This is a genomic window from Kitasatospora sp. NPDC056800 (genome assembly GCF_042789775.1).
GTDB lineage: Bacteria > Actinomycetota > Actinomycetes > Streptomycetales > Streptomycetaceae > Kitasatospora.
Genome location: NZ_JBHUAL010000002.1, coordinates 49400 through 74071 on the forward strand (window position 1 = coordinate 49400; position 24672 = coordinate 74071).

Consider the following 24672-nt stretch of genomic DNA (forward strand, 5'->3'; position numbering starts at 1 on the left):
GCCACCCTATCCCGCCGCGTCGCGGGCGGGACCCTGTGATTGGCTTGCCGGACAGAGCGGTTCCCACCACATGAGGAGAGCAAGGTCATGGGACAGGTGCAGGCCACCACCGAGCGGGTCTACGACGCCGCCCCCGAGCGGGTGTACGAGGCGCTGGCCGACTACCAGGTGACCCGCCCGAAGCTGCTGCCCGCGCAGTACAGCGAGTACGAGGTGCGGGTCGGCGGCACCGGCGCCGGCACCCAGGTGCACTGGAAGCTCCAGGCCACCGAGAAGCGGGTGCGCGACTGCCTCTTCACCGTCTCCGCGCCCGAGCCCGACCAGCTGGTCGAGAAGGACGCCAACTCCAGCATGGTGATCACCTGGACCGTCTCGGCCGTCGGCGAGGGCCGTGCCAAGGTCACCGTGACCGCCACCTGGCAGGGTGCCACCGGCATCGGCGGCTTCTTCGAGCGCACCTTCGCCCCGAAGGGCCTGAACCGGATCCACGACCAGGTGCTGGCCAACCTGGCCGCCGAGGTCCGCTGAGGTCCGCTGAGGCCCACCGAGGTCCACGTGGGTCCGCCGGGACCGCCACGGTCCGCCGGTCCCGCGGATTCGCCAACCGCGCGATTCGCGCGCGTAGATCCATCGAACCGCTCGAATCGCCCGGGGATTCGAGCGGTTCGGTCTCCCGTACGAGCCGAAAGCCGTACGGGTGGCCGAACCGCCACCTGCGGGTGACGGGGGCCGCCCGGCACCGGTGGGCCACCCTAGGCTCGCCGCCGTGCATATGACGATCCTTCACATTTCCCAACCGGTGGACGGCGGGGTCGCCCGCGTCGTCGCCGATCTGGTCCGGGGCCAGCGGGAGGCCGGCCACCGGGTGCTGGTCGCCTGCCCGCGCGGCGGGCGGCTGGCCGCGGAGGCCGCCGCGGTGGGCGCGCTGGTCCAGGACTGGCCCGCCCGGCGCCCGCCCGGCCCGGGCACCCCCGCCGAGGCCTGGCGGCTGCGCCGGATCGTCCGGGCGGCCGCCCCCGACGTGGTCCACCTGCACAGCGCCAAGGCCGGGTTGGCCGGGCGGCTCGCGGTGCACGGCACGGTGCCGACCGTCTTCCAGCCGCACGCCTGGTCCTTCGCCGCCGTCGACGGCGCGCTGGCCGCCGCCACGCTGCGCTGGGAGCGCTTCGCCACCCGCTGGTCGCACCGGCTGCTGTGCGTCAGCGTCCAGGAGCGGGCCGACGGCGTGGCGGCCGGGCTGCACGCCGACTGGGCGGTGGTGCCCAACGGCGTGGACGTGCGCCACTACGCGCCCGCCGACCGCCGCGCCGCCCGGATCGCGCTCGGCCTGGACCTGGAGGCCCCGCTCGCGGTGTGCGTCGGGCGGCTGTGCCGGCAGAAGGGCCAGGACGTGCTGCTGGCCGCCTGGCCGGAGGTGCTGCGCCGGGTGCCGAGGGCCCGGCTGGCCCTGGTCGGCGGCGGGCCGGAGGAGCAGCGGGTCGCGGAGCTGGTCCGGCAGACCGCCGAGCCCGCCCGGATCCGGCTGGTCGGGGACGTGCCGGACCCGCGCCCGTGGCTGGCGGCGGCCGACCTGGTGGTGCTGCCCTCACGCTGGGAGGGGATGGCGCTGGCCCCGCTGGAGGCGATGGCGGCCGCCCGTCCGGTGCTGCTGACCGACGTGCCCGGCGCCCGGGAGTGCCTGCCGCCGTCCGAGCTGGCGCACGCGGTGGTCCCGCCCGAGGACGCGCGGGCCCTCGCCACCCGTATGGGGGACGCGCTGTCAGATCCGATCGAATGCGAGCGGCGCGGCGCCCGGTTGCGCGAGCACGTGGTGGGCCGGCACGACGTGCGCACCGTGGTCGAACAGGTTGACGTCCTCTACCGCCACCTGCTGGGTGCGGGACCGGCGGCGGGGCGGCGCCGGGCCCGTGTCCCAGAGCGGATCTGATCGTTTCACATGCCGTGAATGCCCGCCGTTTCCGGCGTTGTCGTATTCGCACCCTCGGCCGGATAGGGAGGCGAGGCGTCAAATCCGAAATACCTATTAATGGGCGGCTGGAATGAATCGGCAAGTCAACTTCCGGCCTGTACCGCCCGGTTCTGTATTGTCGGATTTTGCCTGCTTCGTTCGGATTTCATGTCGGGAATTCACGGCTGGGCCCCTCGCGACCGACTTCTTCGTGACCAGTTCCTTTGCGATCGGCCCCGCCGCCGGACATCCGGAAGCCGCGAGCGGCAGCAGGTGCTGTCAGGACCGCGCCCACCGGGCCGGGACGGCCGCCCCGCGCCAACCGGTGCCGGGGCACCGTCACCCCGGGCACACAGCAGGGGAGATCGTGCGCTGATGACCATTGACCACGAGAGTGTGCCGCGATCGAGCGGACCCCTGTCCGGCCCCCGCCGGCCCGGCACCGGGCTGCTCGACCGGCCGGCGGGGGCGGCGCACCTCCGGACGGTCCCGCCGCAGCACCGGTCCCGTGGGACGGTCCGCTCCCGGCTGGCCCTGTCACTCGCCCTGGTCCAGGCCGACGTCATCGCGCTGTGCTCCGCCGGCGGCATCGCCAACCGCGCCTTCGACCCGGCCGCCCCGCTCGACCCGCTGCTCGGCGTCCCCGCCGTCCTGCCCCTGCTGCTCCTGCTCAACCTGGCCGGCGGCCTCTACCGCCCCCGGCTCACCCTGTCCGTCCTGGACGAACTGCCCGCGCTGTCCGCCCGGGCCGTGGTCGCCACCGCCTTCGCCGTCACCCTGTCCGGCGGCCTCGGCGGCCACTGGCCCGACTGCGGCCCGGCCAGCCCGGCCCGGCTCACCGTCCTGCTCGGCGCCCAGCTGCTGATCGTGGCCGTCGGCCGCGCCGTCCTCTACCACCTGGTCCGGCGGATCCGCCGCAGCCGCCCCAGCCCCGTCCTGGTGCTCGGCGCAGGCCGGCTCGGCCGCCGGGTCGCCGCCGCCCTCCGCGCGCACGGCGAGTACGGGATGCGCCCGGTCGGCTTCCTCGACGCGGACCCGCCGCTGCTGCCCGGCGACACCGACCTGCCCGTGCTCGGCGGCCGCGAGGCACTGGAGCGCGAGGTGCGCCGGCACGGCGTCCAGCACGTGATCGCCACCGCCGGCGCCGCCGACGAGGCCGAGACCGCCGCCACCCTGCGCGACGCCGCCCGGCTCGGCTGCCAGGTCTGGCTGGTGCCCGCGCTGCGCGAGTACGGCTCGCTGCCAGCCGCCCCGATCACCGGCGGCGACCACCTGTGGGGCTTCCCCTGCCTGCGGCTCGGCAGCCCCGCGATGCGCCGCCCCGGCTGGGCCGCCAAGCGCGCCCTGGACGTCACCGCCGCCGCGGTCGGCCTGCTGCTGCTCGCCCCCGTCCTGGTGCTCTGCGCCCTCGCCGTCCGCTTCGACACCGGCCCCGGCGTGCTCTTCCGCCAGCAGCGCACCGGCCTGGACGGCCGGGTCTTCACCGTCCTCAAGTTCCGCACCCTGCGCCCGAGCAACGAGCACGAGTCCGCCACCCGCTGGAACATCTCCCAGGACCACCGGATGGGCGCCGTCGGCCGGCTGCTGCGCAAGAGCTCGCTGGACGAGCTGCCCCAGCTGTGGAACGTCCTGCGCGGCGACATGAGCCTGGTCGGCCCCCGCCCCGAACGGCCGTACTTCGTCATGCGGTTCGGCCAGGCCTACCCCGAGTACGCGGACCGCCACCGCGTCCCGGTCGGCCTCACCGGCCTGGCCCAGGTCAACGGCCTGCGCGGGGACACCTCCATCGAGGACCGGGCCCGCTTCGACAACCGCTACATCGAGAGCTGGAGCCTCTGGCAGGACGTCAAGATCCTGTGCCGCACCGCGGCCCTGATGCTCCACCCGGACGGGAGCTGACCCCTTCGTGGCCCTGACCCTCCCCGCCTTCCCCCGCCCGGCCTTACGGGCGGCCCTACCCGCGCTCACCGAGCGCACCAGCCCGCTGGCCGCCGCCACCGTCCTGCTGGTCTGCGTGCCCACCGGGGAGAAGGACGTCGCCGCCGCCGTCCACGTCACCGCCGCCGACCTCGCCTCGCTGGCCCTGGTGGCCCTCACCGCGCTCAACCTGCTGCGCGGGCGGCTGCCAGCGGTCAGCCGCACCACCTGCGCGCTGTTCGGCGGGATCGTGGTCGCCGCCGCCGTCGCCACCCTCGGCTCGACCGACCCGGCCGCCAGCGTCACCGGCTTCGTCCGGCTCGCCCAGGTGTTCGTCCTGGTCCCCGCCGCCGTCCTCTGCGCCCTGCGCGACCGCACCGACCAGCGCCTGGTGCTCGGCTCCTTCGTGCTCGCCGCGCTGATCCAGGGCGTGGTCGGCGCGAAGCAGTACCTCACCCACACCGGCGCCTCCTACACCGGCCAGCCGATCCGGGCCGTCGGCACCTTCGGCGCGCTCGACATCATGGCGATGTCCAGCGTGGTCAGCTTCGGCCTGCTCGCCGCCCTCGCCCTGGCCCTCGGCGAGCGAGGCCCCGGGGGAAACGCCCGGCTGCGCCGCGCGATGTTCGCCGCCGCCGCCTTCCTCGCCTTCCCGCTGGCCGTCTCCTTCAGCCGGGGCAGCTGGATCGCCACCGGCCTCGCCGCCACCGTCCTGCTGCTGCGCGTCGACGCCCGGCTGCTGGTGCGCGGCGCCGTCCTCGGCCTGGCCGCCGCGGTCGTCCTGGTCGGCGGCCTCGGCCTCGGCGGCTCCGGCGTCACCAAGCGGCTCAGCTCGATCGGCTCCGTCTCCGCCGCCCCCGACCAGTCCGTCTCCGACCGGTACGACCTGTGGTCCACCGCCGGACGGATCTGGCAGGACCACCCCGTGCACGGCGCCGGCCCCAAGGCCTTCCAGCAGCTGCGCGACAGCCACGCCCCGCTGCGGCTGTCCTCCGGCAGCGACGCCGCCGACGCCACCATCGGCTTCCAGCGCGAACCGCTGCTCTCCCCGCACAACATGTACTTCCTGGTGCTCAGCGAGCAGGGCCTGATCGGCATCACCGCCTACGCCGCGCTCTTCCTCGCCCTGCTGATCGGCTGCCTGCGCCACCGCCGCGGCCCCGGGCTCGCCGCCCTCGCCCTGCTCACCTGGGTCCTCGTCGACTTCCTGTACTCCGACATCGGCGGCACCACCACCGTGCTGACCTCCGTCGTCCTCGGCCTCGCCGCCCGCGCGGCCGCACAGCACCCCGGGCACCCCGCCGCCGGTCCGGCGACCACCGGAGCGGCCCGGTGACCACCGACCGGCCCGCCGCCGTCGCCTCCCCCCTCCCCGCCCCCCGCGGCGCCCCCGGCGGGGACCCGTCCGCCGGGCCGCACCCGGCCCCCCGGCGCGGCTTCCTCGCCAAGGCCTTCGGCATCACCGCCGTGCTCAGCGCCGCCGGATCCGGCCTCGGCCTGCTGCGCGACCTCCTGCTGGCCCGCTACTTCGGCGCCAACCAGGGCACCGACGCCTTCCTGGTCGCCTGGACCGTCCCGGAGACCGCCGCGCCGCTGCTGATCGAGGACGCCATGTCCTTCCTCATGGTGCCCGCGTTCGCCCTCGCCCTGGTGCTGCGCGAGGAGGACCCGGATGCCCCCGACCCGGTCCGCCAACTGGTCCGCGCCACCCTGCCCTGGCTGCTGCTCGCGCTCAGCGGCCTCGCCCTGGCCGTCGCCCTGGGCGCCCCGGAACTGGTCGACCTGCTCGCCCCCGGCCTCACCGACCCCGGCCTGGCCGTCACCTGCACCCGGATCACCGCGGTCACCGTGCTGCCCTTCGGGGTGGCCGGATACCTGGCCGCCGCGCTGCGCGCCCACCACCGCTTCACCGCCCCGGCCGGCATCTACGTCGCCTACAACCTCGGCATCCTCGCCGTCCTGCTCTGCCTCCACTCCTACCTCGGCGTGCGCTCCGCCGCCCTCGGCGTCGCGGGCGGCAGCCTGCTGATGGCCGGTCTGCTGGTCGGCCCGTTCCTGCGCCGGCTGCGCCAGGGCCCGCCCGGCACCGGCCGGGGCCGCCGCTCGCGCCGGGCCCTGGTGCTGATGCCGCTCGCCCTGCTGCCGGTGGCCGCCTTCACGCTCACCCGGCAGTCCCAGGTCTTCGTCGAGCGCTACCTCGGCTCGGCCCTGCCGCCCGGCACCATCTCGCACCTCAACTACGCCGCCAAGGTCTCCCAGCTCGCCATGACGGCGGGCCTGCTGATCTGCACCGTCACCTTCCCGCTGGTCGCCCGGGCGCTGGCCGCCGGGGACCTCACCGCCGCCCGCGACCGGGTGGAGAAGGACCTCGGCCAGGCGGCGGCCGTCGTCCTGTTCGGCACCGCCTTCCTGATGGCCTGCGCCCCCTCGGTGGTCTCGCTGCTGTTCGAGCGCGGCGCCTTCGGCCCGCACGACACCGCCGCCACCGCCGACGTCATCCGGGTGTACAGCTTCGGCCTGCCCGCCCAGGCGCTGATCGGCGTGATGGTCCGTCCGTACTTCTCGCTGCGCCCGGTGGTCCGCCGGGCCGACGACCCGGGCGCCGAGGACGGCCGCCGGCTGCTGGACTGGTACCCGGCCGCCGCGATGGTGCTCGGCCTCGGCGTCACCGTCGCCACCGGCCTGCTCGCCACGCCCCGCTTCGGCGCCCTGGGACTGGCCGCCGGAAACGCGGCCGGGATCACCGCCGCCGCCGCACTGCTGCTGCACGGCCTGGTGCTGCGCGGCATCCCGCTGCGGCTGCACCGGGTGCTCGGCGGCCACGGCCGGCTGGTGGCCGCCGCCGCCGGGGCCACCGTGCTCGGCACCGCAGCCGCCGGGCTGGCCGCCGACCCCCTGCTGTCGACCCTCCTCGGGGGCCTCACCGTGGCGCTGGCCTTCGCGGCCCTCGGCACCGGGCTCGGCGCCCGCGAGGTGCGCGGCCCGGTCCTCGCCCTCGCCCGGGCCCTGGGGCCCGTCCGGAACCCGCCAACCGCCGCCGAAGAAGGGAAGCGTCCCGATGGACAATGAACGGGGAACCGTCCGTTCGGCCCGGGCGGGCCTCCAGAGCGCACCGCCGGACCGGGCACGACCGCCCAGGAGCCGCCACCCGCTCGGCGCACCGCCGGTCCCCGGCTCCGCCTCGCCGTGGATCCTGATGTACCACTCGGTGGCGGTCGAGCAGGAGGACCCCTACCGGCTCACCGTCAGCCCCGAGCGGTTCGCCGAACAGATCGGCTGGCTGTACCGGAGCGGCCGGCGCGGCGTCTCCGTCCGCGAGCTGATGCGGGCGCACGCCCTCGGCCGGGACGACAGGCTGGTCGGCCTGACCTTCGACGACGGCTACGCCGACATCGCCCGGTACGCGGTGCCGACCCTCCAGGCGTACGGCTTCACCGCCACCGCGTACGTGGTCGCCGACCTGCTCGGCCGGGACAACGGCTGGGACACCGAGGGCCCGCGCAAGCGGCTGCTCACCGTCCAGGAGGTCACCGGGCTCGCCGGCGCCGGCTGGGAGATCGGCTCGCACGGCCTAGGCCACCGGGCGCTGCCCGGCCTGCCGCCCGAGGCCCTCGCCGTCCAGGCCCGGGAGAGCCGGCGGCTGCTGGAGGAGGCCGTCGGCGGCCCGGTCACCGGATTCTGCTACCCGTACGGCGCCGTCGACCTGCCCGCCGCCCTGGCCGTGCGCGACGCCGGGTACGACCACGCCTGCGCCATCGCGCACTCCCCGCTCACCGGCCGCTTCGCCCTGCCCCGCTGCTACGTCGGCGACCGCGACGGCGCCTGGCGGCTGCGCGCCAAGCAGGGCCGGCACCGGTTGCGGGACGCCGTCACCGGGCTGCGCCACGCCCGCCGGGAGCCCCGGCCATGAGGGTGCTGCACATCGTCACCGGCCTGGCCGCCGGCGGCGCCGAGCGCCAACTGCACCTGCTGCTGCGGCACCTGCCGGCGCACCAGCAGTGCGAGGTGCTCGCCCTGACCAACCCCGGCACGGTCGCCGAGGCGCTGCGCGCCGACGGCGTCACCGTCCACCACCTCGGCATGCGCGGCAACCGGGACCTCGGCGCGCTGCCCCGGCTGGTCCGGCTGGTCCGGGCCGGCCGCTACGACCTGGTGCACACCCACCTGTACCGGGCCCAGCTGTACGGCCGGACGGCCGCCCGGCTGGCCGGGGTGCGCGCGGTGGTCTCCACCGAGCACTCGCTGCACGCCGGGGTGATCGAGGGCCGCCCGGTCACCCGGGGCGTCAAGGGCCTCTACCTGGCGGCCGAACGGCTCGGCAGCACCACCGTCGCGGTCTCCCGCCAGGTCGCCCAGACGCTGCGTTCCTGGGGCGTCCCACCGGCCCGGATCGAGCTGATCCCGAACGGCATCGACACCTCCCGCTACCGCCTCCCGCCCGCCGAACGGGCCGCCGTCCGCCGCCGGCTGCGGGCCGAGCTCGGGCTGCCGTACGGGGGCTGGGTGGTCGGCGGGGTGGGCCGGCTGGTGCCCGGCAAGCGCTTCGAGGTGCTGGTCGAGGCGCTCGCCGAGCTCGACCCGGCCACCCGGCTGGTGCTGGTCGGCGAGGGTCCGGAGCGCGCCGCGCTGGAGCGCCGGGCCGCCGAACTCGGCGTGCGGGACCGGCTGGTGCTCACCGGGGAGCGCGACGACGTCCCCGAACTGCTGGCCGCCCTGGACGTGCTGGCCGCCCCCTCCACCGCGGAGACCTTCGGCCTCGGCGTCCTGGAGGGCCTCGCGGCCGGGCTGCCGGTGCGCTACAGCGCCTGCCCGGCGCTCGACGAACTGCCGCCCAGGGCCGCCCCGCAGGCCCGCCGCGTCCCCTCCGAGCCCGCCGCCTACGCCGCCGCGCTGCGCGACCTGCGGCCGCTCAGCGGGCACACCGCCGACCCGCTGCCGCACCCCCCGGCCGTCGGCCACTACGACATCGTCCGGGTCGCCGCCGACCTGGGCGCCCTCTACGACCGGCTGGCCCGCGTCTGACCGCCCGCCACCGCCGGAACCGCCGTACCAGACCCAAGGAGCAACACCCATGACCACACCGCGCCGAAGCGCCCGCCGCCTGGTCCGCCGCTGGTGGCCGGTGGTGCTCGCGGTTCCGCTGGGCGCCGCGGTCGGCGCCGGGTACGCCGTCGCCGCGGACCCGTCGTACGCCGCGAACGCCTACGTCCTCGTGGTCGCGCAGAACCCCGGGGAGGCCGCGATCGCGACCAACTTCGCCCAGGCGTACGGCCGGCTGGCCGGGCAGCCGCAGGTGCTCGGGGCGGCGGCCGCCGAGACCGGCCACACCCGGTCCGAGCTGGAGGCCCTGGTGCACGGGACGACCTCCCCGGACGCCCCGATGATCGAGATCACCGGGACCGGGGAGCGCCCCCAGGAGGCTGCCCGGACGGCCGACGCGGTGGCCCGCTCGCTGGTCGCCTTCGCCAACACCAGCAGCAAGGACACCAACGTCCGGCTGGTGACGCTCTCCCCGGCCGCCGCGCCGGACAGGCCGACCACGCCGTCCGGGAAGCTGGACGTCGCGGTCGGCGGCGCGACCGGGCTGCTGCTGGGCGCGCTGGTGATGATGACCCGCCGCCGGGGTGCCCCGGCGGCGCCGGAGGCCGTCGGGAGCCCCGCGACGCCGCAGGAGCCGCAGGTGCCGCGGGCCGCGCGGGTGCCGCAGGCCCCCGCCGCGTCCGCGCCGGTGGCCGTCCCGGCGACCCCGCGCCCGCGCCGCGAGGAGCCGGCCGGGGCCGGGACCGAGCCCAAGCCCGACGCCGGCCCCAAGGCCGCGCCCAAGACCGAGGTCGAGCCCAAGGCCGAGCCCAAGGCCGGGACCAAGAGCGTGAAGGCCCCGGAGAAGGCCGAGAAGAAGCCCGCCGGGAAGCCCGCCGCGAAGGCCGACACGCAGCCCGCCGCCGAGCCCCCGGCGGCGGCGCAGCCCCCGGCCGAGGCGCCGGCCCCCGCCACCGCGGAGCAGGCCCCCGCCCGGCAGCAGGCCCCGGTCGGGGGCGGTCGATGAGCACCGAGACCCGCAGAGGCGGCCTGCCCGCCCAGGCGACGGCGCCGGCCTGGACCACCGAGCTGCGCTGCGAGGACGACGCCCTGGACGCCCTCGCCGAGGAGTGGGACGACCTGGCCGCCCGCTGCCGGACCGCCACCTTCTTCCAGGCCGCGGACTGGCAGCGCTCCTGGTGGCGCCACTACGGCCGCCCCGGCGGCCTGCTCGTGGTGCTGGTCCGCCGGGACGGCCGGCTGGTCGGCGCGGGCGCCTTCGTGCGCCGCGGCGGGCCGCTCGGCGGCCTGACCGGCCTCGGCGGTGGGCTGGTCGACTACACCGACGTCCTGCTCGACGACGAGTGCGCCGACCGGGCCGCCGCCGAGTTCGCCGCCGCGCTCCCGCTCACCCGCCCCTGGCACTGGCTGGAGCTGCGCGAGGTGCACCCCGAGGCGGCGGTGCACCGGGTGTACGGGCACTGGCGCGGCAGCCGCCGCCGCTACCAGGACTCGCTCTGCCAGTACCTGCCGGCCGTCCCGATGGACCGGCTGCTCAAGCGGGTGCCCGGCAAGACCGCCCAGCGCAGCCGGGTGAAGCTCCGCAAGATCGCCGAGGCCGGGGTGGAGGTCCGCTCGACCCCGGTGGCGGAGGTGCCGCAGGCGCTGGACGCGATGCTGCGGCTGCACTTCCTGCAGTGGCAGGCGCGCGGCGTCACGCCCGAGCACCGCACCGAGCGGTTCGCCCGGCACCTGGCCGAGTCCAGCACCGGACTGGTCGCCGCCGGCCGGGCCGCCGTCCACCAGTTCCACCTGGACGGCCAGCTGGTCGCGGTCAACCTGCTGCTGCTCTGCCCGTCCTTCGGCGGGCTGTACATGTACGGGGCGCACCCGGTGCTGCGCGAGCGGCTGGACATCGCCGGACTGCTGTTCAGCGCGGCGCTGGACGAGACGGTCGGCGCCGGCGTCCCGCTGCTCGGCCTGCTGCGCGGCCAGGAGCCGTACAAGCAGCGCTGGCGGCCGGACCAGCTGGCCAACCAGCGGCTGCTGCTCGGCCCGGCGGGGGCGGCACCGGCGGCCGCCGTCCGGGCCGGGGCGGTGCGCGCCCGGCAGGCGGCGGCGCACCAGCTGCGCACCCGCTTCCCCCGCCTCAAGGAGGCGCTGCTGGCCCGCCGCCGCAGCTGACCGCTCAGTGCCGGGCGTGCCGCGCGCCGCCCGTCGGCTTGTGCGTCGGCTTGGGGGCCGTCGGACGGGTCGACGGGCTCGCCGCCCGGCTCGGGGTGGCGCCACCTCCGGGTACGGCGGGGGCGGCGGGTACGGCGGGCGCGTCCGGCGGGTCCTCCGGAGCCGGTGCCGGGGCGGTGGGCGGCGCCGGCACCCCTTCCGGCGCCGGGGCCCCCTTCGAACCGGACATCAGCTGCTTGAACGTCGTCGCCGAGCGGGGATTGCGGTCGCACTCGAAGAAGCCGTGCGGACAGTAGTCGGTGACGGTCTGGTAGGCGGTGTCGTGGGTGCGGATCCAGTCGACCATCCGGCGCACGTACTCGGGGTTGTCGCCGTTGCGGAACAGCCCCCACTCCGGGTAGGAGACCGGCTTGCCGCGCTTGGCGGCGAACTCCACCTGGTCCTGGAGGCCGTACGGCTCGCGCACGTAGTCGTCGAAGGTGCCGCCGGCGGGCTGGTCGTAGCTGTCCATGCCGATGATGTCGACCACGTCGTCGCCGGGGTAGCACTTGGTCCACGGGACGGCGTCCAGGCCCCGGCTGGGGGCGAAGTCGAAGCGGAAGCGCTGGCCGGGCACCGAGCGCATCACCCCGACGATCCGCCGCCAGTACGCCTTCCACGCGGACGGGTCGGGCTTGCAGCGGTGGGTGTAGGTGGTGCCGTTCATCTCCCAGCCGAGGGTGAGCACGGTGTCCGCGCCGCCCAGCGCGACCAGTCGGCGCGCGAGCTTGAGGAAGTGCGCGTCGAAGTCCCCGCGCTCCCCCTGGGCGAGCAGCCTGGCGACCTCGCCGTCCGGCACGTTCGCCTCGTTGGGCACCAGCATCGGCACGCCGAGCACCAGCAGCCGGGACGGGTCGGCCTGCCGCCACTGCGACCAGAGGCCGAGCACCATCGCCTCGCCCTCGATGTCGCTCCAGTCGTTGCCCGCCAGATAGGTGTGGCCGACCTGCATGTTCGCGTCGCCGAGCCACTGCGCGTACTGGCGGATCTGCGGGATGTGGTTGTCCCAGGAGCCGACGAAGGCGCCGAACGGCGGCTCGTGGTTCGGCCGCTGGACCGGAGGGCGGGGGGCCGCGCCGCGCGGCTCGACGGCGTCCGAGGAGAGGGTGTGCCGTTCGGTCTGGCTGAACGGCGTCCCCGCCGGGACGCTGGCCGTGGCCATCAGCAGCAGGGTGGCGGCGGCCAGCGTCAGGCGGCCGATTCGCATGGTGCTCTCCTCCGGACGTCGCGTGGGCGGGGCGCACGGTCTCGGCGTGGACGGACCGTGACGCCCCGCTGGCCGACAGTAGGCCCGAAGGGGGACGAAAAAGCCGAATGTCACCCTAAAGTGGGCGCCATTCGAACGCCGTCTGCCGCAACGACCGGTGGCCGGTGCTCAGGTATCAGATCTGTAACGGTCCGGCCGGGCCCGTCCGGCCCGCTCCGGCGGACCCGTCGGAGCGGCCACGGCCCCGACGGCGCAGGTGGGCGGGCGGGCGCGCGGGGAGGGCGCGCGGGGCCCGGTGGACGCCCGGCGGGGCCCGGCGGCGGCGGAACCGGGCTGACTCGCGTACCCGGTGAAAGGTACGCTCCGGCCGTGTCCTGGAAGCCTCTGCGTGTACTGACCCCCCGCTCGATCCTGCCTGCCTCGGCGGTGGTGCTGGTCCTTGCGGCCGGGGCGGCGGCGCACGCGAACAAGCCGGTGCCGTTCGGCGACCGGGTCGCGGGACCGGGCGACGCGGGGGCGACGCCGGTGAACTCCGAGTCGCTCGGCTCGGCCGACCTCGACCTGCGGGTGGGCCCGGGCCTGGAGGCCTTCCACCAGCAGACCGGCGAGCAGGCCTGGTCCTACCGCCGCGAGGGCGTCGAGGCGCTCTACCTGGCGATGGCCGGCGACAACGCGATCGTGGTCTGGGACGACGGCATGGTCACCTCGGTGCGCCCCGGCGACCACGAGGTGCGCTGGCACCGGGTGGTGCCCGGCCTGGCCGACTGGCTGCACGGCGACGGCGAGCCCGGCGCCGACAAGCGGACCGACGCCCAGCGCAAGGCGCTCGCCAAGCAGCGGGCCGCGGCCGCGCTGCACACCGTCCAGCGGGACGGCTCGCCCTGGCTGGCCCTGGTCACCCCGAACCTCACCATGGGCCTGCGCGACGCCGACGGCGACCTGCGCTACAACGACAAGCCCTCCGGCGGCTGCGTCTACGACCCGCTGCGCGCCGTCCACACCGACTACGCCGTGCTGATCCCGCGCACCTGCACCAACAGCGCCGGGCAGGCCGTCTCCGGCGGCATCACCGGCTACCGGCTGGACAGCAACGGCTGGTCGACGAGCACCGGCCCGACGGCCACGGTCAAGGTGCTGGACCGCAGCCGGGTGGAGATCACCGACGGCCCGGTCGTCCCGCCCCGGGTGTTCGACACCAAGGCGGCCGCGCCCGAGACGGCCTGCGGCAGTGTGGGGGCGCCGTTCGCGGCGGTCCGGCCGCAGGGCGGCTGCGCGGCGGACCCGACCGGGAACCCGGCCCCGGACGCCCCGGCGGCCGCCGGAGCCCCCGCGGGGGACCAACCGACCGGGCAGCCCCAGTAGTCGGGACGGCCTCCGGTCGGTGGGCCGGCGGGCCGGTGGATACCCCTGGGCGGTACTTCCCCGGGGGTGGTACGGGGCCCGGTAGACTTGCCGCCATGGCTATCTTCTCCGGGCAATAGCGGGCGGCGGCGCCGCGAGGGCCGCGCCGACCGCCGATGAAGCCCCCCTCATGCCAACCCGGCCCCGGGTCCGTCGCACCCGGCCGCCCGCCCACGTCCCAGGAGTAGTCCCCAGCCATGATTTCCGCCAACGCCCTCGAACTGCGTGCCGGTGCCCGGATCCTGATCGAGTCCGCGAGCTTCAAGGTCGCCGCCGGTGACCGGATCGGCCTGGTCGGCCGCAACGGCGCCGGCAAGACGACGCTCACCAAGGTGCTGGCCGGCGAGGGCCTGCCGGCCGCCGGAACCGTCACCCGTTCGGGCGAGGTCGGCTACCTCCCGCAGGACCCGCGCACCGGCGACCTGGACGTCCTCGCCAAGGACCGCATCCTGTCTGCCCGCGGCCTCGACACCGTGCTGAAGAAGATGCGCGAGAACGAGGACCGGATGGCCAACGGCCAGGGCGCCACCCGGGACAACGCGATGAAGAAGTACGCCCGGCTGGAGACCGAGTTCCTCACCAAGGGCGGGTACGCCGCCGAGGCCGAGGCCGCCACCATCGCCGCCGCGCTGGGCCTGCCGGACCGCATCCTCGCCCAGCCGCTGCACACCCTCTCCGGTGGCCAGCGCCGCCGCGTCGAGCTCGCCCGGATCCTCTTCTCGGACTCCGACGTGCTGCTGCTCGACGAGCCCACCAACCACCTGGACGCGGACTCGATCGTCTGGCTGCGGGACTTCCTGAAGACGTACAAGGGCGGCTTCATCGTCATCTCGCACGATGTCGACCTGGTCGAGACGGTCGTCAACAAGGTCTTCTACCTGGACGCCAACCGCTCCGCCATCGACGTCTACAACATGGGCTGGAAGCAGTACCAGCAGCAGCGCGAGGACGACGAGAAGCGCCGCAAGCGCGAGCGCGCCAACGCCGAGAAGAAGGCCGCGACCCTGAACGCGCAGGCCGACAAGATGCGCGCCAAGGCGACCAAGACGGTGGCCGCGCAGAACATGGCCCGCCGCGCCGACAAGCTGCTCTCCGGCCTGGAGCAGGTCCGGGTGAACGACAAGGTCGCCAAGCTGCGCTTCCCCGACCCGGCCCCCTGCGGCAAGACCCCGCTGACCGCCAGCGGCCTGTCCAAGTCCTACGGCTCGCTGGAGATCTTCACCGACGTCGACCTGGCGATCGACCGGGGCTCCCGGGTCGTCGTGCTGGGCTTCAACGGCGCCGGCAAGACCACCCTGCTGCGGATGCTGGCCGGGGTGGAGGCGCCGGACACCGGCGAGGTGATCCCGGGCCACGGCCTGAAGATCGGCTACTACGCCCAGGAGCACGAGACGCTCGACCCGGACCGCAGCGTCCTGGAGAACATGCGCTCGGCCGCGCCGGACACCGACCTGGTGCAGATCCGCAAGATCCTCGGCTCCTTCCTGTTCTCCGGGGACGACGTGGACAAGCCGGCCGGGGTGCTCTTCGGTGGTGAGAAGACCCGTCTGGCGCTGGCCACCCTGGTGGTCTCCTCCGCCAACGTGCTGCTGCTCGACGAGCCCACCAACAACCTCGACCCGGCCAGCCGCGAGGAGATCCTGGGCGCGCTGCGCGAGTTCTCCGGCGCGGTCGTGCTGGTCACCCACGACGAGGGCGCGGTCGAGGCGCTCGACCCGGAGCGGATCATCCTGCTGCCGGACGGCGTGGAGGACCTGTGGAACCCGGGCTACGCCGATCTGGTCTCGCTGGCCTGACCGGAAGTAGACGCGAGATCCGCTTTTTGGATGAGAATATCTAGTCCTTTCGGCGTGTCCGGGAATGAAGTAGACCTGGATTCCGTTTAAGGACTTTCCGTCGGCCCGCCACTCGATCGTGGTCGGGCCGACGCTGCTGATCAGCTCTTTTTCGGCAAACGGCGACATCAGTCCGGGGGCGCGCACTCTGTGTGAGCGCCCTGCTGCGCTCGGATCACCACCGGTGGACCACGCAATTCCGACATCGACCTTGTCGAATGGGTGGCCAGGACGCGGTGGATGGGTGATCATGGGAATCTGACCGAGCAACGCTACGAGGAGGCACGGGTGGCCGAGACTCTGAAAAAGGGCAGCCGGGTGACCGGTGCCGCGCGTGAGAAGCTCGCGGCCGATCTCAAGAAGAAGTACGACTCCGGGGCGAGCATTCGCGCTCTCGCGGAGGAGACCGGTCGTTCGTACGGCTTCGTGCACCGGATGCTGAGCGAATCCGGAGTCATTCTCCGGGGCCGCGGCGGTGCCACGCGGGGCAAGAACAAAGCGACTGCCGGGGCCAGTTCCTGACGGTTCGTCAGCCATTGGCTGGATGACGCGGCGGCAGGACGCCGACCGAGGAGACGACGGTTGACCATTCAGCCGGGCGTCCGCCCTCGGGTCGTGTGGACCGGCCGCCGATCGTCATGTCCGGGGTGTCGTCCGTCCCCCGTTTTCCGAAGTCCGTTCATTTCTCCCGGGGCCGTCTCCTTCGTTCCCCCGCCGAGTGCCCCGGGCCCCGTCGATCCTTCCCGGTCGGGGCCCCTGCCCTTGCGCGTCGAGGTTTGTTACTCTCCGGTAGCCACGTCCCTCGCCACCGGAGGTTCCCCGCATGACCGCTCCCGCCACCGACCCGCAGGCCCCGAGCTGGGAGCGGGACGGCGTCCGCCTGGAGATCCACGGTGAACTCGCCGTCGTGACCCTGTGCCGACCCAAGCGGCGCAACGCCCAGTCGCCGGCGCTCTGGCGCGTCCTCGCCGCCGCCGGGAGCGACCTTCCCGGCAGCGTCCGGGTGGTGCTGCTGCGCGCGGAGGGGGTCTCCTTCTCCGCCGGGCTGGACCGGGCCATGTTCACCCCCGAGGGCATCCCGGGCGAGCCCACCTTCCTCCAGCTCGCCGCCTCCACCGACCAGGAGCTGGACGCCGCCATCGCCTCGTACCAGGAGGCCTTCACCTGGTGGCGCCGCCCGGACCTGGTCTCCATCGCGGCGGTCCAGGGCCACGCCGTCGGCGCGGGCTTCCAGCTGGCCCTCGGCTGCGACCTGCGGGTGGTCGCCGAGGATGTCCAGTTCGCGATGAAGGAGACCTCGCTGGGCCTCGTCCCGGACCTGGCCGGCACCAAGCCGCTCACCGAACTCGTCGGCTACGCGCGGGCGCTGGAGATCTGCGCGACCGGCCGCTGGGTGGGGGCCGAGGAGGCCGCCGCGATCGGACTGGCCAACCTGGTGGTGCCGGGCGAGGAACTGGACGCCGCCGCCCGGGACCTCGCGGCGGCGCTGCTGGCCGCTCCGCGCGGCGCGGTGATCGAGACCAAGGCGCTGCTGCAGGGCGCCGCCGGGCGCTCCTTCGACGAGCAGCGTTCGGCCGAACGGGCGGCGCAGGCCCGTCGGCTGCGGGAGCTCGCCGGGATCGGCGACTGACCGCACGGTGATGACGCGGGGCCCGGCCCGGGGAGATTCCCCCGGGCCGGGCCCTTTCCCGTGCCCCCGGCGGGCCGCCGGTGCTCGCCGGGCGGGGATCGTGGCGAAATGCCAGAGTTGGGGAGGTTTGCGATATAGCTGGTGCCGTACGACGGGAGAAGCACCCATGCCTGACACTCCGACGCCCGCGACCATGCCCAAGCACACCGGCAGCGGCAGCGCCCCGAACCCCGGTCCGCCGGGGGCCGGCGGCGGTGCCAAGCCGGTGGGGGAGCGTGGCCGCACCGCGCTGGCCGTCGGCGTGGTGGAGAAGATCGCCGGGATGGCGGCCCGCGAGGTCGCCGGGATCCACGCGCTCGGCTCCGGGCTCGCCCGCACCTTCGGCGCGATGCGGGACCGGGTGCCCGGCGGCAAACCCAGCGTCGGGCGGGGCATCAAGGCGGAGGTCGGCGAGAAGCAGACCGCGATCGACATCGCCCTGGTGGTCGAGTACGGCGTGGTCATTCCCGAACTCGCCCGCCAGGTGCGGGAGAACATCATCAACGCGGTGGAGCGGATGACCGGCCTGGAGGTCGTCGAGGTCAACATCGCGGTCAACGACGTCCACCTCCCGGACGAACCGGAGTTCGAGGAGGAAGAGGAGCCGGTGGCGCCCTCCGGGCAGCGGCCGAAGCTCAAGTAGCGCGTTCGGCGGCGGGCCGACGGCGGACCCGACGAGGCAGCGGGACACGAGGGAGTAGCGGATGAACCTGGCCATCGTCGGCCTGGTGGTGGGCATGGCCCTCGGCTTCGCCGGGTACTTCGGCGGGTTCGCGGCCTTCCTGCTGGTGGCCGCGCTCGGGCTGGTCGGATTCGTGCTCGGGCGCCTGCTGGAGGGCGACATCGAGCTGGGCGAACTCGGGGACCTGCTCCGCGGCCGCGACCGGCGCCGCTGATGGCGGGCCCCGCGTCGGCTCCGGCCGCGCTCTCCGGGTCGGGTTCCGTGCCGGGCCCCGGCCCGGGTTCTGGTTCCGGTTCCGGTTCCGTGCCGGGGCGCCGGGGGCGGCTCCGGGTCGCCGACCGGGTGTACGCGCGGATCGCGGCCCGGGCCGTCCGGGAGGTGCTGACCGAGGCCTGGCCCGCCGGGCGGGCGAAGGGGGCGCCGCCGCACGTCTCGGTGACCGTACCGGGGAGCACGGTGACGGTCCGGGTGGCGGTCGAGCTGCCGTTCCCCTCGGACATCGCGGCGCTGGCCGGCGCCGTGCGGAAGCGGATCGCGGAGCGGGTGGTGGGGCTGACCGGGACGAAGGTGTCGGAAGTCGTCGTCGTGGTCGAGAAGTTGGTGACGGGGGGCACCTCGTGACCGAGGAGGTGCCCGGAACGGCGGCGGTGCCGGGGGCCCGGCCGGAGAAGGTCAGGCGGCTGCGGGCGCCCCGTACGGCCGCGGCGGCCCTGGTGGCGACGGCGGTGCTGGTGGTGGCGGGGGCGCTGCTGTACGACGTGGTCGCCGTACGGGTGGGGCAGCCGGCGCGGCGGTGGCGGGCGCAGATCGCGGACGAGCTGGCGACCCGCCACCTCGACGACCTGGCGGTGCTGGTGGGGGCCGGAGCGGCGACCGCGCTCGGCGGGTGGCTGCTGTGGCTCGCCGTCGCGCCCGGGCTGCGGCGGTGGCTCGTGCTGCGGCCCTACGGGGGGACGACCGCGGCCGTCGACCGGGCCGGGGTCGGACACCTGCTCGCGGACCGGGCGGCGGGCCTGGACGGGATCGACCGCCTGCGGATCCGGGTCGGGCGGCGGCGGGTCCGGATCTCGCTGGAGGGGGTGGCGGACCCGGCGCTGGTGCAGCGGCAGTTGCGGGACGAGCTGGAGCGGGTGGGGCTGGGGCGGCCGCTGCGGCTGGACGTGCGGACGGGGCGGGGGGCCGGGGGCGTGGTGGGGGAGGACCCGGGGGCGGGGACCACCGGGTCCGGGACGGGGGCCGGGGCGGCCGGCGGCGAGGGGGCGGCCGGGTGAGGAGGACCGTCGTCAACCGGGTGGTGCTGGGGGCGGTGGGGGCGGTGCTGCTGGCGGCCGGGGTGCTGGTGCTGGCGGGCGGGCTCGACCTGTACCGGCGGCTGGGCGTCCACCCGCCGCAGTGGTGGCCGCTCACCTCACCCGACCAGCCGGTGGTGAGCGCGCGTTCCCGGGGGCGGTGGGTGGCGTCGTCGTGGTGGTGGCCGACGGTGATCGGCGGACTGACCGCCCTGGTGGCGGGGATGGCGTGGTGGCTGGTGGCGCAGCTGCGGCGCAGCGGGCTGTCGAGCATCGCGGTGCCGACGCCGGGGGTGAGCGGGCTGCGGCTGCGGGTCGGTGCGCGGGCGCTGGAGGAGGCGCTGGAGAACGGGACGGCGGTGCTGCCGGACGTCGAACGGGCCGGGGTGCGGCTGGTGCGGGCGCCGGGGCACCCGAGGCTGCGCGGGGCGGTGCGGCTGCGGCCGGGTGGGGATCCGGCCGCGCTGGTGGAGCACTTCGAGGACGGGCCCCGGACGGACGCGTGCGGGAGCCTGCGGCTGGCGGAGCTGCCGGCCGACCTGCGGATCCGGGTCCTCCAGGCGGCCCACGCCGAGCCGCGGCCCGGGCGGGGGCGGCGCGGTCGGCGGGGGCGCGGGCAGGCGCGGGTGGAGTAGGCGGGTCGGGCTCAGAGGCCGCGGAGGGCGCCGCCGTCGACGGGGACCATGATGCCGGTCAGGTAGGAGGCGGCGGGGGAGAGCAGGAAGGCGGCGACCTTGCCGAACTCCTCGGGGGTGCCGTAGCGGCCCAGCGGGATCGAGGCGGTGGCCTGGGCGCGGGCCGCGTCGGGGTCGGCGGCGAGGCCGTCGAGCTCGCGGACCCGGTCGGTGTCGATCCGGGCCGGGAGCAGGCCGAGCACCCGAATGCCGCGGGGGCCGAGCTCGTCGGCGAGGGCCTTGGCGGCCATGGCGAGACCCGGGCGCAGACCGTTGGAGATGCCCAGGCCGGGGATCGGCTGGCGGACCGAGCTGGAGAGCACGAAGGCGATCACCCCGCCGTCGGGGAGCGCGGCGGCGGTGGCGCGGGCGAGGCGCAGGGCGCCGAGGAAGACGGACTCGAAGGCGTCCCGCCAGGCCTCCTCGGGGGTGGTCTCCACGGGGCCGGCCTGGGGGCCGCCGACGCTGATCAGGATGCCGTCGAGCCGGCCGAAGCGGTGCCGGGCCTCGGCGATGAGGCGCTCGGGGGTGTCGGGGTCGGCGTTGTCGGCGACGAGGCCGTGGGCGGTGCCGAGGGTCTCGAGTCCGGCGACGGCGGTGTCGACGGCTTGCCGGGTGCGGCCGCTGACGAGCACGCGGGCGCCGTCGGCGACGAGTTCGCGGGCGCTCGCGAGGCCGAGGCCCCGGGTGGCGCCGGTGACGATGTAGGCCTTGTCCTTCAGTCCGAGATCCATGGGGACATAGTGCCCGGTGTGGAGGGTGGGGAGCGGGTCGAGGGGGCTGGCGTTGACGCCGGGGGGAAGGTTTACGGTCGTCGTCGGAAGTGCGGGAGGAGTGGTTCGGCATGCGGATCGGGGAGTTGGCGGAGCGGGCGGGGACGACCACGCGGGCGTTGCGGTACTACGAGCAGTTGGGGTTGTTGCCGGCCCGGCGGGCGGGCAACGGGTACCGGGCGTACGACGAGGCGGACCTCAGGCTGCTGCGCGAGATCCGGATGCTGCAGGACTTCGGGTTCGGGCTGGAGGAGACCAGGCCGTTCGTGGAGTGCCTGCGGGCGGGGCACCCGGAAGGGGACTCCTGTCCGGCCTCGTTGGAGGTGTACCGGCGGAAGCTGGGGGAGCTGGACGAGTGCATCGCCCGGCTCCAGGACGTAAGGGCGCAGGTGGCGGGGCAGTTCGACCGGGCCGTACGGGCGCGGGACGAGCTGGCCGCCGTCGAGGAACCGCCCCATTGTGAACTGGCGAAGGAGTAGACGGTGGTGGAGATCGCGGGTGTGCCGGCGGTGACGGACGAGACGTTCGCCGCGGAGGTGCTGGCGGCCGAGGGGCCGGTGCTGGTGGACTTCACGGCGGACTGGTGCCCGCCCTGCCGGATGATGGCGCCGGTGCTGGCGGACATCGCGCGGGAGGAGGCGCACCGGGTGCGGGTGGTGAGCCTGGACGTGGACCACAACTCGCGGACCCAGGCGGCGTACGGGGTGCTGTCGATGCCGACGCTGATGGTGTTCCGGGGCGGGCAGCCGGTGCGGTCGGTGGTGGGGGCGCGGGCGAAGGCGCGACTGCTGCGGGAGCTGGAGGACGTCCTCTAGGCGGGGACGGCGTCGAGCGGGATCTCGGCCTCGGCGGCCTGCTTGGCACGGTCCTTGGCCTCGCGGCGGGCGAGGACCCAGACGCCGACCGGGATCATCGCGGTGAACAGCCACCACTGGATGGCGTAGGCCATGTGCGGGCCGATGTCGGAGTGGTTGGGCTCGGGGACCAGCTGGGGCTGGTCGGCCGGGGCCGGGGTGGTGCCGGCGAGTTCGAGGTAGCCGCCGAGGAGGGGGGCGCCGGTCCGCTTGGCCTGCTCGTCGGTGTTGATCAGGTTGAACTGGCGGTCGGGCAGGCCGGTGCGGTCCTTGATGCCGCTGGCGCCGTAGGTCTCCTCGGCGCGCAGGCGGCCGGTGAGGGCGACCTCGCCGGCGGGGGTGGCCGGGACGGGCGGGTACTCGGTGGCGCCGTTGCCGGAGGCGACCCAGCCGCGGTTGACCAGGAGGGTGCCCTTGCCGTCGGCGAGCCGGAACGGGGTCACGACGAAGTAGCCGATGGTCCCGCTGGAGTCGGTCCGCTTGCGGACCACGAACTCGTGTGCCGGGTCGTACTGTCCGGTGGCGGTCACCGTGCGCCAGGTGAGGTCCTTGGGGACCGCGAAGCCGGGGGTCGGCGACAGGGTGTCGAAGGGGACCGGCGCGGCCGTGAGGGCCTGGCCGATCAGCTCGTTCCGGGCCACCCGTGCCTCGTGGCGGTGAAGCTGCCAGAAGCCCAGCTTGATCGTCGCGGGGATCAGCAGCAGCGCGACCAGCATGGTGATCAGCCACTGTCGGGTCAGCAGAAAACGGTACACATGGGAACGGTACGCCGACCTCACAACGGGCTCACGCACCGGGGTGCGGGGCGACCTCGCGCAGCAGTTGGAGGAAGGCGTCCTCGCCGACGACGGGGGTGCCGACCTCGCGGGCCTTGCGGGCCTTGCCGCTCCAGCTGTCCGGCTCGTTGGTGACCAGCAGGCTGGTGAGGCGGCTCACCGAGGTGGCGATGTGCAGGCCGGCCTCGACCGCGCGGTCCTCCAGGACCTCGCGGTCGGTGGCGGTGTCGCCGGTGATGGCCACCCGCATGCCCTGGACCAGCGGCTTGCCGTCCTGCCAGCGCCCCGGGTTGGGGTACGGGCAGGGCGGGCGCTTCTTGGCCTGGCGGTACGAGGCGCCGGTCCAGTTGCCGCGGCCGGGGGCGGCGGGCTCCTCCTCGCCGAGGTCGGTGACCGCGACGCAGTTCTGCAGCGGCAGCGGCACGCCGCCGTCGCGGGCGAGGTGCAGGCTGGGGCGGAAGGCCTCGGCGAGCACCCGGGCGTCGTCCAGGGCGTTGTGGGCGTGGCGCTGCCGGACGCCGAAGTGGGCGGCGAGCGAGGACAGCTTGCCGTTGGGCAGCGGCAGGCGCAGGTCGCGGGAGAGGACCATGGTGCACAGCCGCTGCTCGACCGGGGCGCGCAGGCCGGCCCGGGAGAACTCGCGGGAGATCATGTTCCAGTCGAAGAGCGCGTTGTGCGCGACCAGGACGCGGTCGTGCAGGCGCGCGGCGAACTCCTCGGCGATCTGCGGGAAGGTCGGGGCGGTGGCGAGCAGCTCGGCGGTGAGGCCGTGGATCCAGACCGGGCCGGGGTCCCGCTCGGGGTTGACCAGGGTGTACCAGTGGTCGACGACCTCGCCGTCCGGGTCCAGCTGGTAGACGCCCGCCGAGATGACGCGGTCCGAGCGGCCGAGACCGGTGGTCTCGACGTCGACGACCGCGAAGCCCCCGGCGGGGGCGGCGGAGCGCTGCGCGGGGACCGGGGCGGTCCGCGGCGCTCCGTACGTCTCGGGCTGGATCGGTTGCATGGTCCAACAGGATAAGGGGCCGGGCGGGGGGCTCCGGCCGGAATGTTCCGACCGACCGGCCGGAATAGAGTGGTCAGCGGGGGTGTCGTACACCTGGTCGAGACCGTTCAGCTAAGGAACAGCGCATGCGTGCCACCGTGATTCACGGCCCCAACGACATCCGGATCGAAGAAGTCCCGGACCCGGTGATCCAGTACCCGACGGACGTGGTGCTCCGGGTGGTGAACGCCTGTATCTGCGGCAGCGACCTGTGGGCGTACCGCGGGGTCGCGCAGCGGGTGGCCGGGCAGCGGATCGGGCACGAGTTCCTCGGCGTGGTCGAGGAGGTCGGCGCCGAGGTGCGCGGCTTCGCCAAGGGCGACTTCGTGGTGGCGCCGTTCGTCTGGTCGGACGGCGTGTGTGACTTCTGTCTCGAAGGCCTCCAGACCTCCTGCCCGCACGGCGGGTTCTGGGGGCAGGTCGGTTCGGACGGCGGCCAGGGCGAGGCGGTGCGGGTGCCGTTCGCGGACGGGACGCTGGTGAAGCTGCCGAAGGAGGCGGCGGGCGACGAGAAGCTGCTGCCCGGGCTGCTGGCGCTGTCCGACGTGATGTCCACCGGGCACCACGCGGCGGTCTCGGCGCGGGTGCGGCCCGGGGCGACGGTCGCGGTGGTCGGCGACGGCGCGGTGGGCCTGTGCGGCGTCCTGGCGGCGCACCGGCTGGGCGCGGGCCGGATCATCGCGCTGGGCCGGCACACGGCCCGCACCGAGCTGGCCCGCCGCTTCGGTGCGACGGACGTGGTGGCGGAGCGCGGCGAGGCCGCGGTCGAGGCGGTGAAGGAGCTGACCGGCGGGCAGGGCGCGCACGCGGTGCTGGAGGCGGTCGGCACCGAGGAGTCGATGCGGACGGCCGTCTCGATAGCCCGGGACGGCGGCGCGGTGGGCTACGTCGGGGTGCCGCACGGCGGCAGCGCGGGCGTCGACATCGGTCAGATGTTCGGCCGGAACGTTTCGCTGAACGGCGGCGTCGCCCCGGCCCGCGCGTACATCCCCGAGCTGCTGCCGGACGTCCTCTCGGGCGCCATCGAGCCGGGCCTGGTCTTCGACCGGACCGTCGGCCTGGACGGCGTTCCGGACGGCTACCGCGCGATGGACGACCGCTCGGCCCTGAAGGTGCGGATCGCCTTCTGAGGCGTCGGCCTCCCGGCTCCGGCCCGTGCCGCCCCGTTCGGGGTGCGGCACGGGCCGGAGCCGTTCTCCGGGGAGGTTCCGGGGGCCGATCGTGGGCGGTGCGGTCGCTGGGATGGGCTGTTTTTCGGCCAATCGGATGGTGCGAGGGGGTGAACGGTCGACTGATCGCGGTCAACCCCTTCCGGGGCGGGCAGGACGCTCCTAGCATTGCGCGGCGCACACCAGACATG

25 protein-coding genes are annotated in these 24672 nt (G+C 75.0%); 21 read left to right on the top strand and 4 right to left on the bottom strand.

All coding sequences use genetic code 11. The features are described from left to right. Window positions 1-87: 87 nt before the first annotated feature. The 9 genes from ACFRQN_RS00820 to ACFRQN_RS00860 all read left to right on the top strand — a co-directional run bounded on the left by ACFRQN_RS00820 (window position 88) and on the right by ACFRQN_RS00860 (window position 11068). On the top strand, window positions 88-528 hold the full coding sequence (locus ACFRQN_RS00820) for an SRPBCC family protein (protein WP_074001617.1): 441 nt from the start codon (window positions 88-90) through the stop codon (window positions 526-528). A 244-nt stretch (window positions 529-772) separates the two neighbouring features. Beyond that, window positions 773-1927, top strand: a complete 1155-nt coding sequence (locus ACFRQN_RS00825) for a glycosyltransferase (RefSeq protein WP_117490060.1) — start codon at window positions 773-775, stop codon at window positions 1925-1927. A 396-nt stretch (window positions 1928-2323) separates the two neighbouring features. After that, window positions 2324-3847 carry a sugar transferase gene (locus ACFRQN_RS00830; RefSeq protein WP_074001615.1) on the top strand — a complete coding sequence of 508 codons (1524 nt, stop codon included), beginning with the start codon at window positions 2324-2326 and terminating at the stop codon, window positions 3845-3847. 7 nt (window positions 3848-3854) lie between these two features. Further along, the gene (locus tag ACFRQN_RS00835; protein WP_074001614.1) at window positions 3855-5201 is read left to right on the top strand and encodes an O-antigen ligase; all 1347 of its coding nucleotides are present in this window, start codon (window positions 3855-3857) and stop codon (window positions 5199-5201) included. After that, window positions 5198-6934: a lipid II flippase MurJ gene (locus tag ACFRQN_RS00840; RefSeq protein WP_074001613.1), complete on the top strand. Its 1737-nt coding sequence runs from the start codon at window positions 5198-5200 to the stop codon at window positions 6932-6934. Before ACFRQN_RS00835 ends, ACFRQN_RS00840 begins: the two co-directional genes overlap by 4 nt. Next, on the top strand, window positions 6924-7775 hold the full coding sequence (locus tag ACFRQN_RS00845; RefSeq protein ID WP_079271934.1) for a polysaccharide deacetylase family protein: 852 nt from the start codon (window positions 6924-6926) through the stop codon (window positions 7773-7775). The genes ACFRQN_RS00840 and ACFRQN_RS00845 overlap by 11 nt, the downstream gene beginning before the upstream one ends. Beyond that, window positions 7772-8887, top strand: a complete 1116-nt coding sequence (locus ACFRQN_RS00850; RefSeq protein ID WP_049660228.1) for a glycosyltransferase — start codon at window positions 7772-7774, stop codon at window positions 8885-8887. The genes ACFRQN_RS00845 and ACFRQN_RS00850 overlap by 4 nt, the downstream gene beginning before the upstream one ends. A 49-nt stretch (window positions 8888-8936) precedes the next feature. Beyond that, the gene (locus ACFRQN_RS00855; protein ID WP_380737350.1) at window positions 8937-9911 is read left to right on the top strand and encodes a Wzz/FepE/Etk N-terminal domain-containing protein; all 975 of its coding nucleotides are present in this window, start codon (window positions 8937-8939) and stop codon (window positions 9909-9911) included. Further along, window positions 9908-11068: a GNAT family N-acetyltransferase gene (locus ACFRQN_RS00860; RefSeq protein ID WP_079271932.1), complete on the top strand. Its 1161-nt coding sequence runs from the start codon at window positions 9908-9910 to the stop codon at window positions 11066-11068. The genes ACFRQN_RS00855 and ACFRQN_RS00860 overlap by 4 nt, the downstream gene beginning before the upstream one ends. A gap of 4 nt (window positions 11069-11072) precedes the next feature. On the opposite strand, the gene ACFRQN_RS00865 is transcribed toward ACFRQN_RS00860, so the two are convergent. Beyond that, window positions 11073-12314, bottom strand: coding sequence for a glycoside hydrolase family 26 protein (locus ACFRQN_RS00865; protein ID WP_375873298.1), 1242 nt, complete (start codon window positions 12312-12314; stop codon window positions 11073-11075). A 369-nt stretch (window positions 12315-12683) separates the two neighbouring features. Here ACFRQN_RS00865 and ACFRQN_RS00870 point away from each other — a divergent pair, with 369 nt between their 5' ends. The 9 genes from ACFRQN_RS00870 (at window position 12684) to ACFRQN_RS00910 (ending at window position 19825) form a co-directional block, all read left to right on the top strand. Continuing rightward, window positions 12684-13676 carry a hypothetical protein gene (locus ACFRQN_RS00870; protein WP_380737353.1) on the top strand — a complete coding sequence of 331 codons (993 nt, stop codon included), beginning with the start codon at window positions 12684-12686 and terminating at the stop codon, window positions 13674-13676. Between the two features lie 236 nt (window positions 13677-13912). Next, the gene (locus tag ACFRQN_RS00875) at window positions 13913-15511 is read left to right on the top strand and encodes an ABC-F family ATP-binding cassette domain-containing protein (protein ID WP_380737355.1); all 1599 of its coding nucleotides are present in this window, start codon (window positions 13913-13915) and stop codon (window positions 15509-15511) included. 327 nt (window positions 15512-15838) lie between these two features. Next, window positions 15839-16072: a helix-turn-helix domain-containing protein gene (locus ACFRQN_RS00880; protein WP_049658450.1), complete on the top strand. Its 234-nt coding sequence runs from the start codon at window positions 15839-15841 to the stop codon at window positions 16070-16072. A 301-nt stretch (window positions 16073-16373) separates the two neighbouring features. Beyond that, window positions 16374-17180 (top strand): enoyl-CoA hydratase/isomerase family protein, encoded by an 807-nt coding sequence (locus ACFRQN_RS00885; RefSeq protein WP_074001608.1) that lies wholly within the window; start codon window positions 16374-16376, stop codon window positions 17178-17180. A gap of 193 nt (window positions 17181-17373) precedes the next feature. After that, window positions 17374-17862, top strand: a complete 489-nt coding sequence (locus tag ACFRQN_RS00890) for an Asp23/Gls24 family envelope stress response protein (protein WP_074001607.1) — start codon at window positions 17374-17376, stop codon at window positions 17860-17862. 61 nt (window positions 17863-17923) lie between these two features. Continuing rightward, window positions 17924-18115: a hypothetical protein gene (locus ACFRQN_RS00895; RefSeq protein WP_049658455.1), complete on the top strand. Its 192-nt coding sequence runs from the start codon at window positions 17924-17926 to the stop codon at window positions 18113-18115. A gap of 89 nt (window positions 18116-18204) precedes the next feature. Then, a complete protein-coding gene (locus ACFRQN_RS00900) occupies window positions 18205-18522 on the top strand; it encodes a hypothetical protein (protein WP_380737357.1) in 318 nt (105 codons plus the stop codon). Beyond that, window positions 18519-19172, top strand: coding sequence for a DUF6286 domain-containing protein (locus tag ACFRQN_RS00905; protein ID WP_380737359.1), 654 nt, complete (start codon window positions 18519-18521; stop codon window positions 19170-19172). The genes ACFRQN_RS00900 and ACFRQN_RS00905 overlap by 4 nt, the downstream gene beginning before the upstream one ends. Beyond that, window positions 19169-19825, top strand: a complete 657-nt coding sequence (locus ACFRQN_RS00910; protein ID WP_380737361.1) for an alkaline shock response membrane anchor protein AmaP — start codon at window positions 19169-19171, stop codon at window positions 19823-19825. Before ACFRQN_RS00905 ends, ACFRQN_RS00910 begins: the two co-directional genes overlap by 4 nt. Before the next feature lie 11 nt (window positions 19826-19836). Here ACFRQN_RS00910 and ACFRQN_RS00915 read toward each other — a convergent pair whose 3' ends face one another. After that, window positions 19837-20598, bottom strand: coding sequence for an SDR family oxidoreductase (locus ACFRQN_RS00915; RefSeq protein ID WP_049653500.1), 762 nt, complete (start codon window positions 20596-20598; stop codon window positions 19837-19839). Between the two features lie 110 nt (window positions 20599-20708). Here ACFRQN_RS00915 and ACFRQN_RS00920 point away from each other — a divergent pair, with 110 nt between their 5' ends. Beyond that, window positions 20709-21116 carry a MerR family transcriptional regulator gene (locus ACFRQN_RS00920; protein ID WP_049653502.1) on the top strand — a complete coding sequence of 136 codons (408 nt, stop codon included), beginning with the start codon at window positions 20709-20711 and terminating at the stop codon, window positions 21114-21116. A 3-nt stretch (window positions 21117-21119) separates the two neighbouring features. Next, complete coding sequence (trxA, locus tag ACFRQN_RS00925; protein WP_380737363.1) at window positions 21120-21452, top strand: thioredoxin; 333 nt, start codon at window positions 21120-21122, stop codon at window positions 21450-21452. On the opposite strand, the gene ACFRQN_RS00930 is transcribed toward trxA, so the two are convergent. Beyond that, window positions 21449-22246, bottom strand: coding sequence for an SURF1 family protein (locus ACFRQN_RS00930; protein ID WP_380737365.1), 798 nt, complete (start codon window positions 22244-22246; stop codon window positions 21449-21451). The genes trxA and ACFRQN_RS00930 overlap by 4 nt on opposite strands. Before the next feature lie 31 nt (window positions 22247-22277). Further along, the gene (locus ACFRQN_RS00935) at window positions 22278-23273 is read right to left on the bottom strand and encodes a DEDDh family exonuclease (RefSeq protein WP_074001603.1); all 996 of its coding nucleotides are present in this window, start codon (window positions 23271-23273) and stop codon (window positions 22278-22280) included. Window positions 23274-23398: 125 nt separating this feature from the next. Here ACFRQN_RS00935 and ACFRQN_RS00940 point away from each other — a divergent pair, with 125 nt between their 5' ends. Next, on the top strand, window positions 23399-24442 hold the full coding sequence (locus tag ACFRQN_RS00940; protein ID WP_049653512.1) for a zinc-dependent alcohol dehydrogenase family protein: 1044 nt from the start codon (window positions 23399-23401) through the stop codon (window positions 24440-24442). The last annotated feature ends 230 nt before the right edge of the window (window positions 24443-24672 follow it).

Excerpts from the sequence above, each read along its gene's own strand:
- ACFRQN_RS00820 (WP_074001617.1), top strand. The coding sequence starts at position 88 with ATGGGACAGGTGCAGGCCACCACCGAGCGGGTCTACGACGCCGCCCCC.
- ACFRQN_RS00825 (WP_117490060.1), top strand. The coding sequence starts at position 773 with ATGACGATCCTTCACATTTCCCAACCGGTGGACGGCGGGGTCGCCCGC.
- ACFRQN_RS00830 (WP_074001615.1), top strand. The coding sequence starts at position 2,324 with ATGACCATTGACCACGAGAGTGTGCCGCGATCGAGCGGACCCCTGTCC.
- ACFRQN_RS00845 (WP_079271934.1), top strand. The coding sequence starts at position 6,924 with ATGGACAATGAACGGGGAACCGTCCGTTCGGCCCGGGCGGGCCTCCAG.
- ACFRQN_RS00850 (WP_049660228.1), top strand. The coding sequence starts at position 7,772 with ATGAGGGTGCTGCACATCGTCACCGGCCTGGCCGCCGGCGGCGCCGAG.
- ACFRQN_RS00855 (WP_380737350.1), top strand. The coding sequence starts at position 8,937 with ATGACCACACCGCGCCGAAGCGCCCGCCGCCTGGTCCGCCGCTGGTGG.
- ACFRQN_RS00860 (WP_079271932.1), top strand. The coding sequence starts at position 9,908 with ATGAGCACCGAGACCCGCAGAGGCGGCCTGCCCGCCCAGGCGACGGCG.
- ACFRQN_RS00865 (WP_375873298.1), bottom strand. The coding sequence starts at position 12,314 with ATGCGAATCGGCCGCCTGACGCTGGCCGCCGCCACCCTGCTGCTGATG.
- ACFRQN_RS00875 (WP_380737355.1), top strand. The coding sequence starts at position 13,913 with ATGATTTCCGCCAACGCCCTCGAACTGCGTGCCGGTGCCCGGATCCTG.
- ACFRQN_RS00885 (WP_074001608.1), top strand. The coding sequence starts at position 16,374 with ATGACCGCTCCCGCCACCGACCCGCAGGCCCCGAGCTGGGAGCGGGAC.
- ACFRQN_RS00890 (WP_074001607.1), top strand. The coding sequence starts at position 17,374 with ATGCCCAAGCACACCGGCAGCGGCAGCGCCCCGAACCCCGGTCCGCCG.
- ACFRQN_RS00895 (WP_049658455.1), top strand. The coding sequence starts at position 17,924 with ATGAACCTGGCCATCGTCGGCCTGGTGGTGGGCATGGCCCTCGGCTTC.
- ACFRQN_RS00915 (WP_049653500.1), bottom strand. The coding sequence starts at position 20,598 with ATGGATCTCGGACTGAAGGACAAGGCCTACATCGTCACCGGCGCCACC.
- ACFRQN_RS00920 (WP_049653502.1), top strand. The coding sequence starts at position 20,709 with ATGCGGATCGGGGAGTTGGCGGAGCGGGCGGGGACGACCACGCGGGCG.
- ACFRQN_RS00935 (WP_074001603.1), bottom strand. The coding sequence starts at position 23,273 with ATGCAACCGATCCAGCCCGAGACGTACGGAGCGCCGCGGACCGCCCCG.
- ACFRQN_RS00940 (WP_049653512.1), top strand. The coding sequence starts at position 23,399 with ATGCGTGCCACCGTGATTCACGGCCCCAACGACATCCGGATCGAAGAA.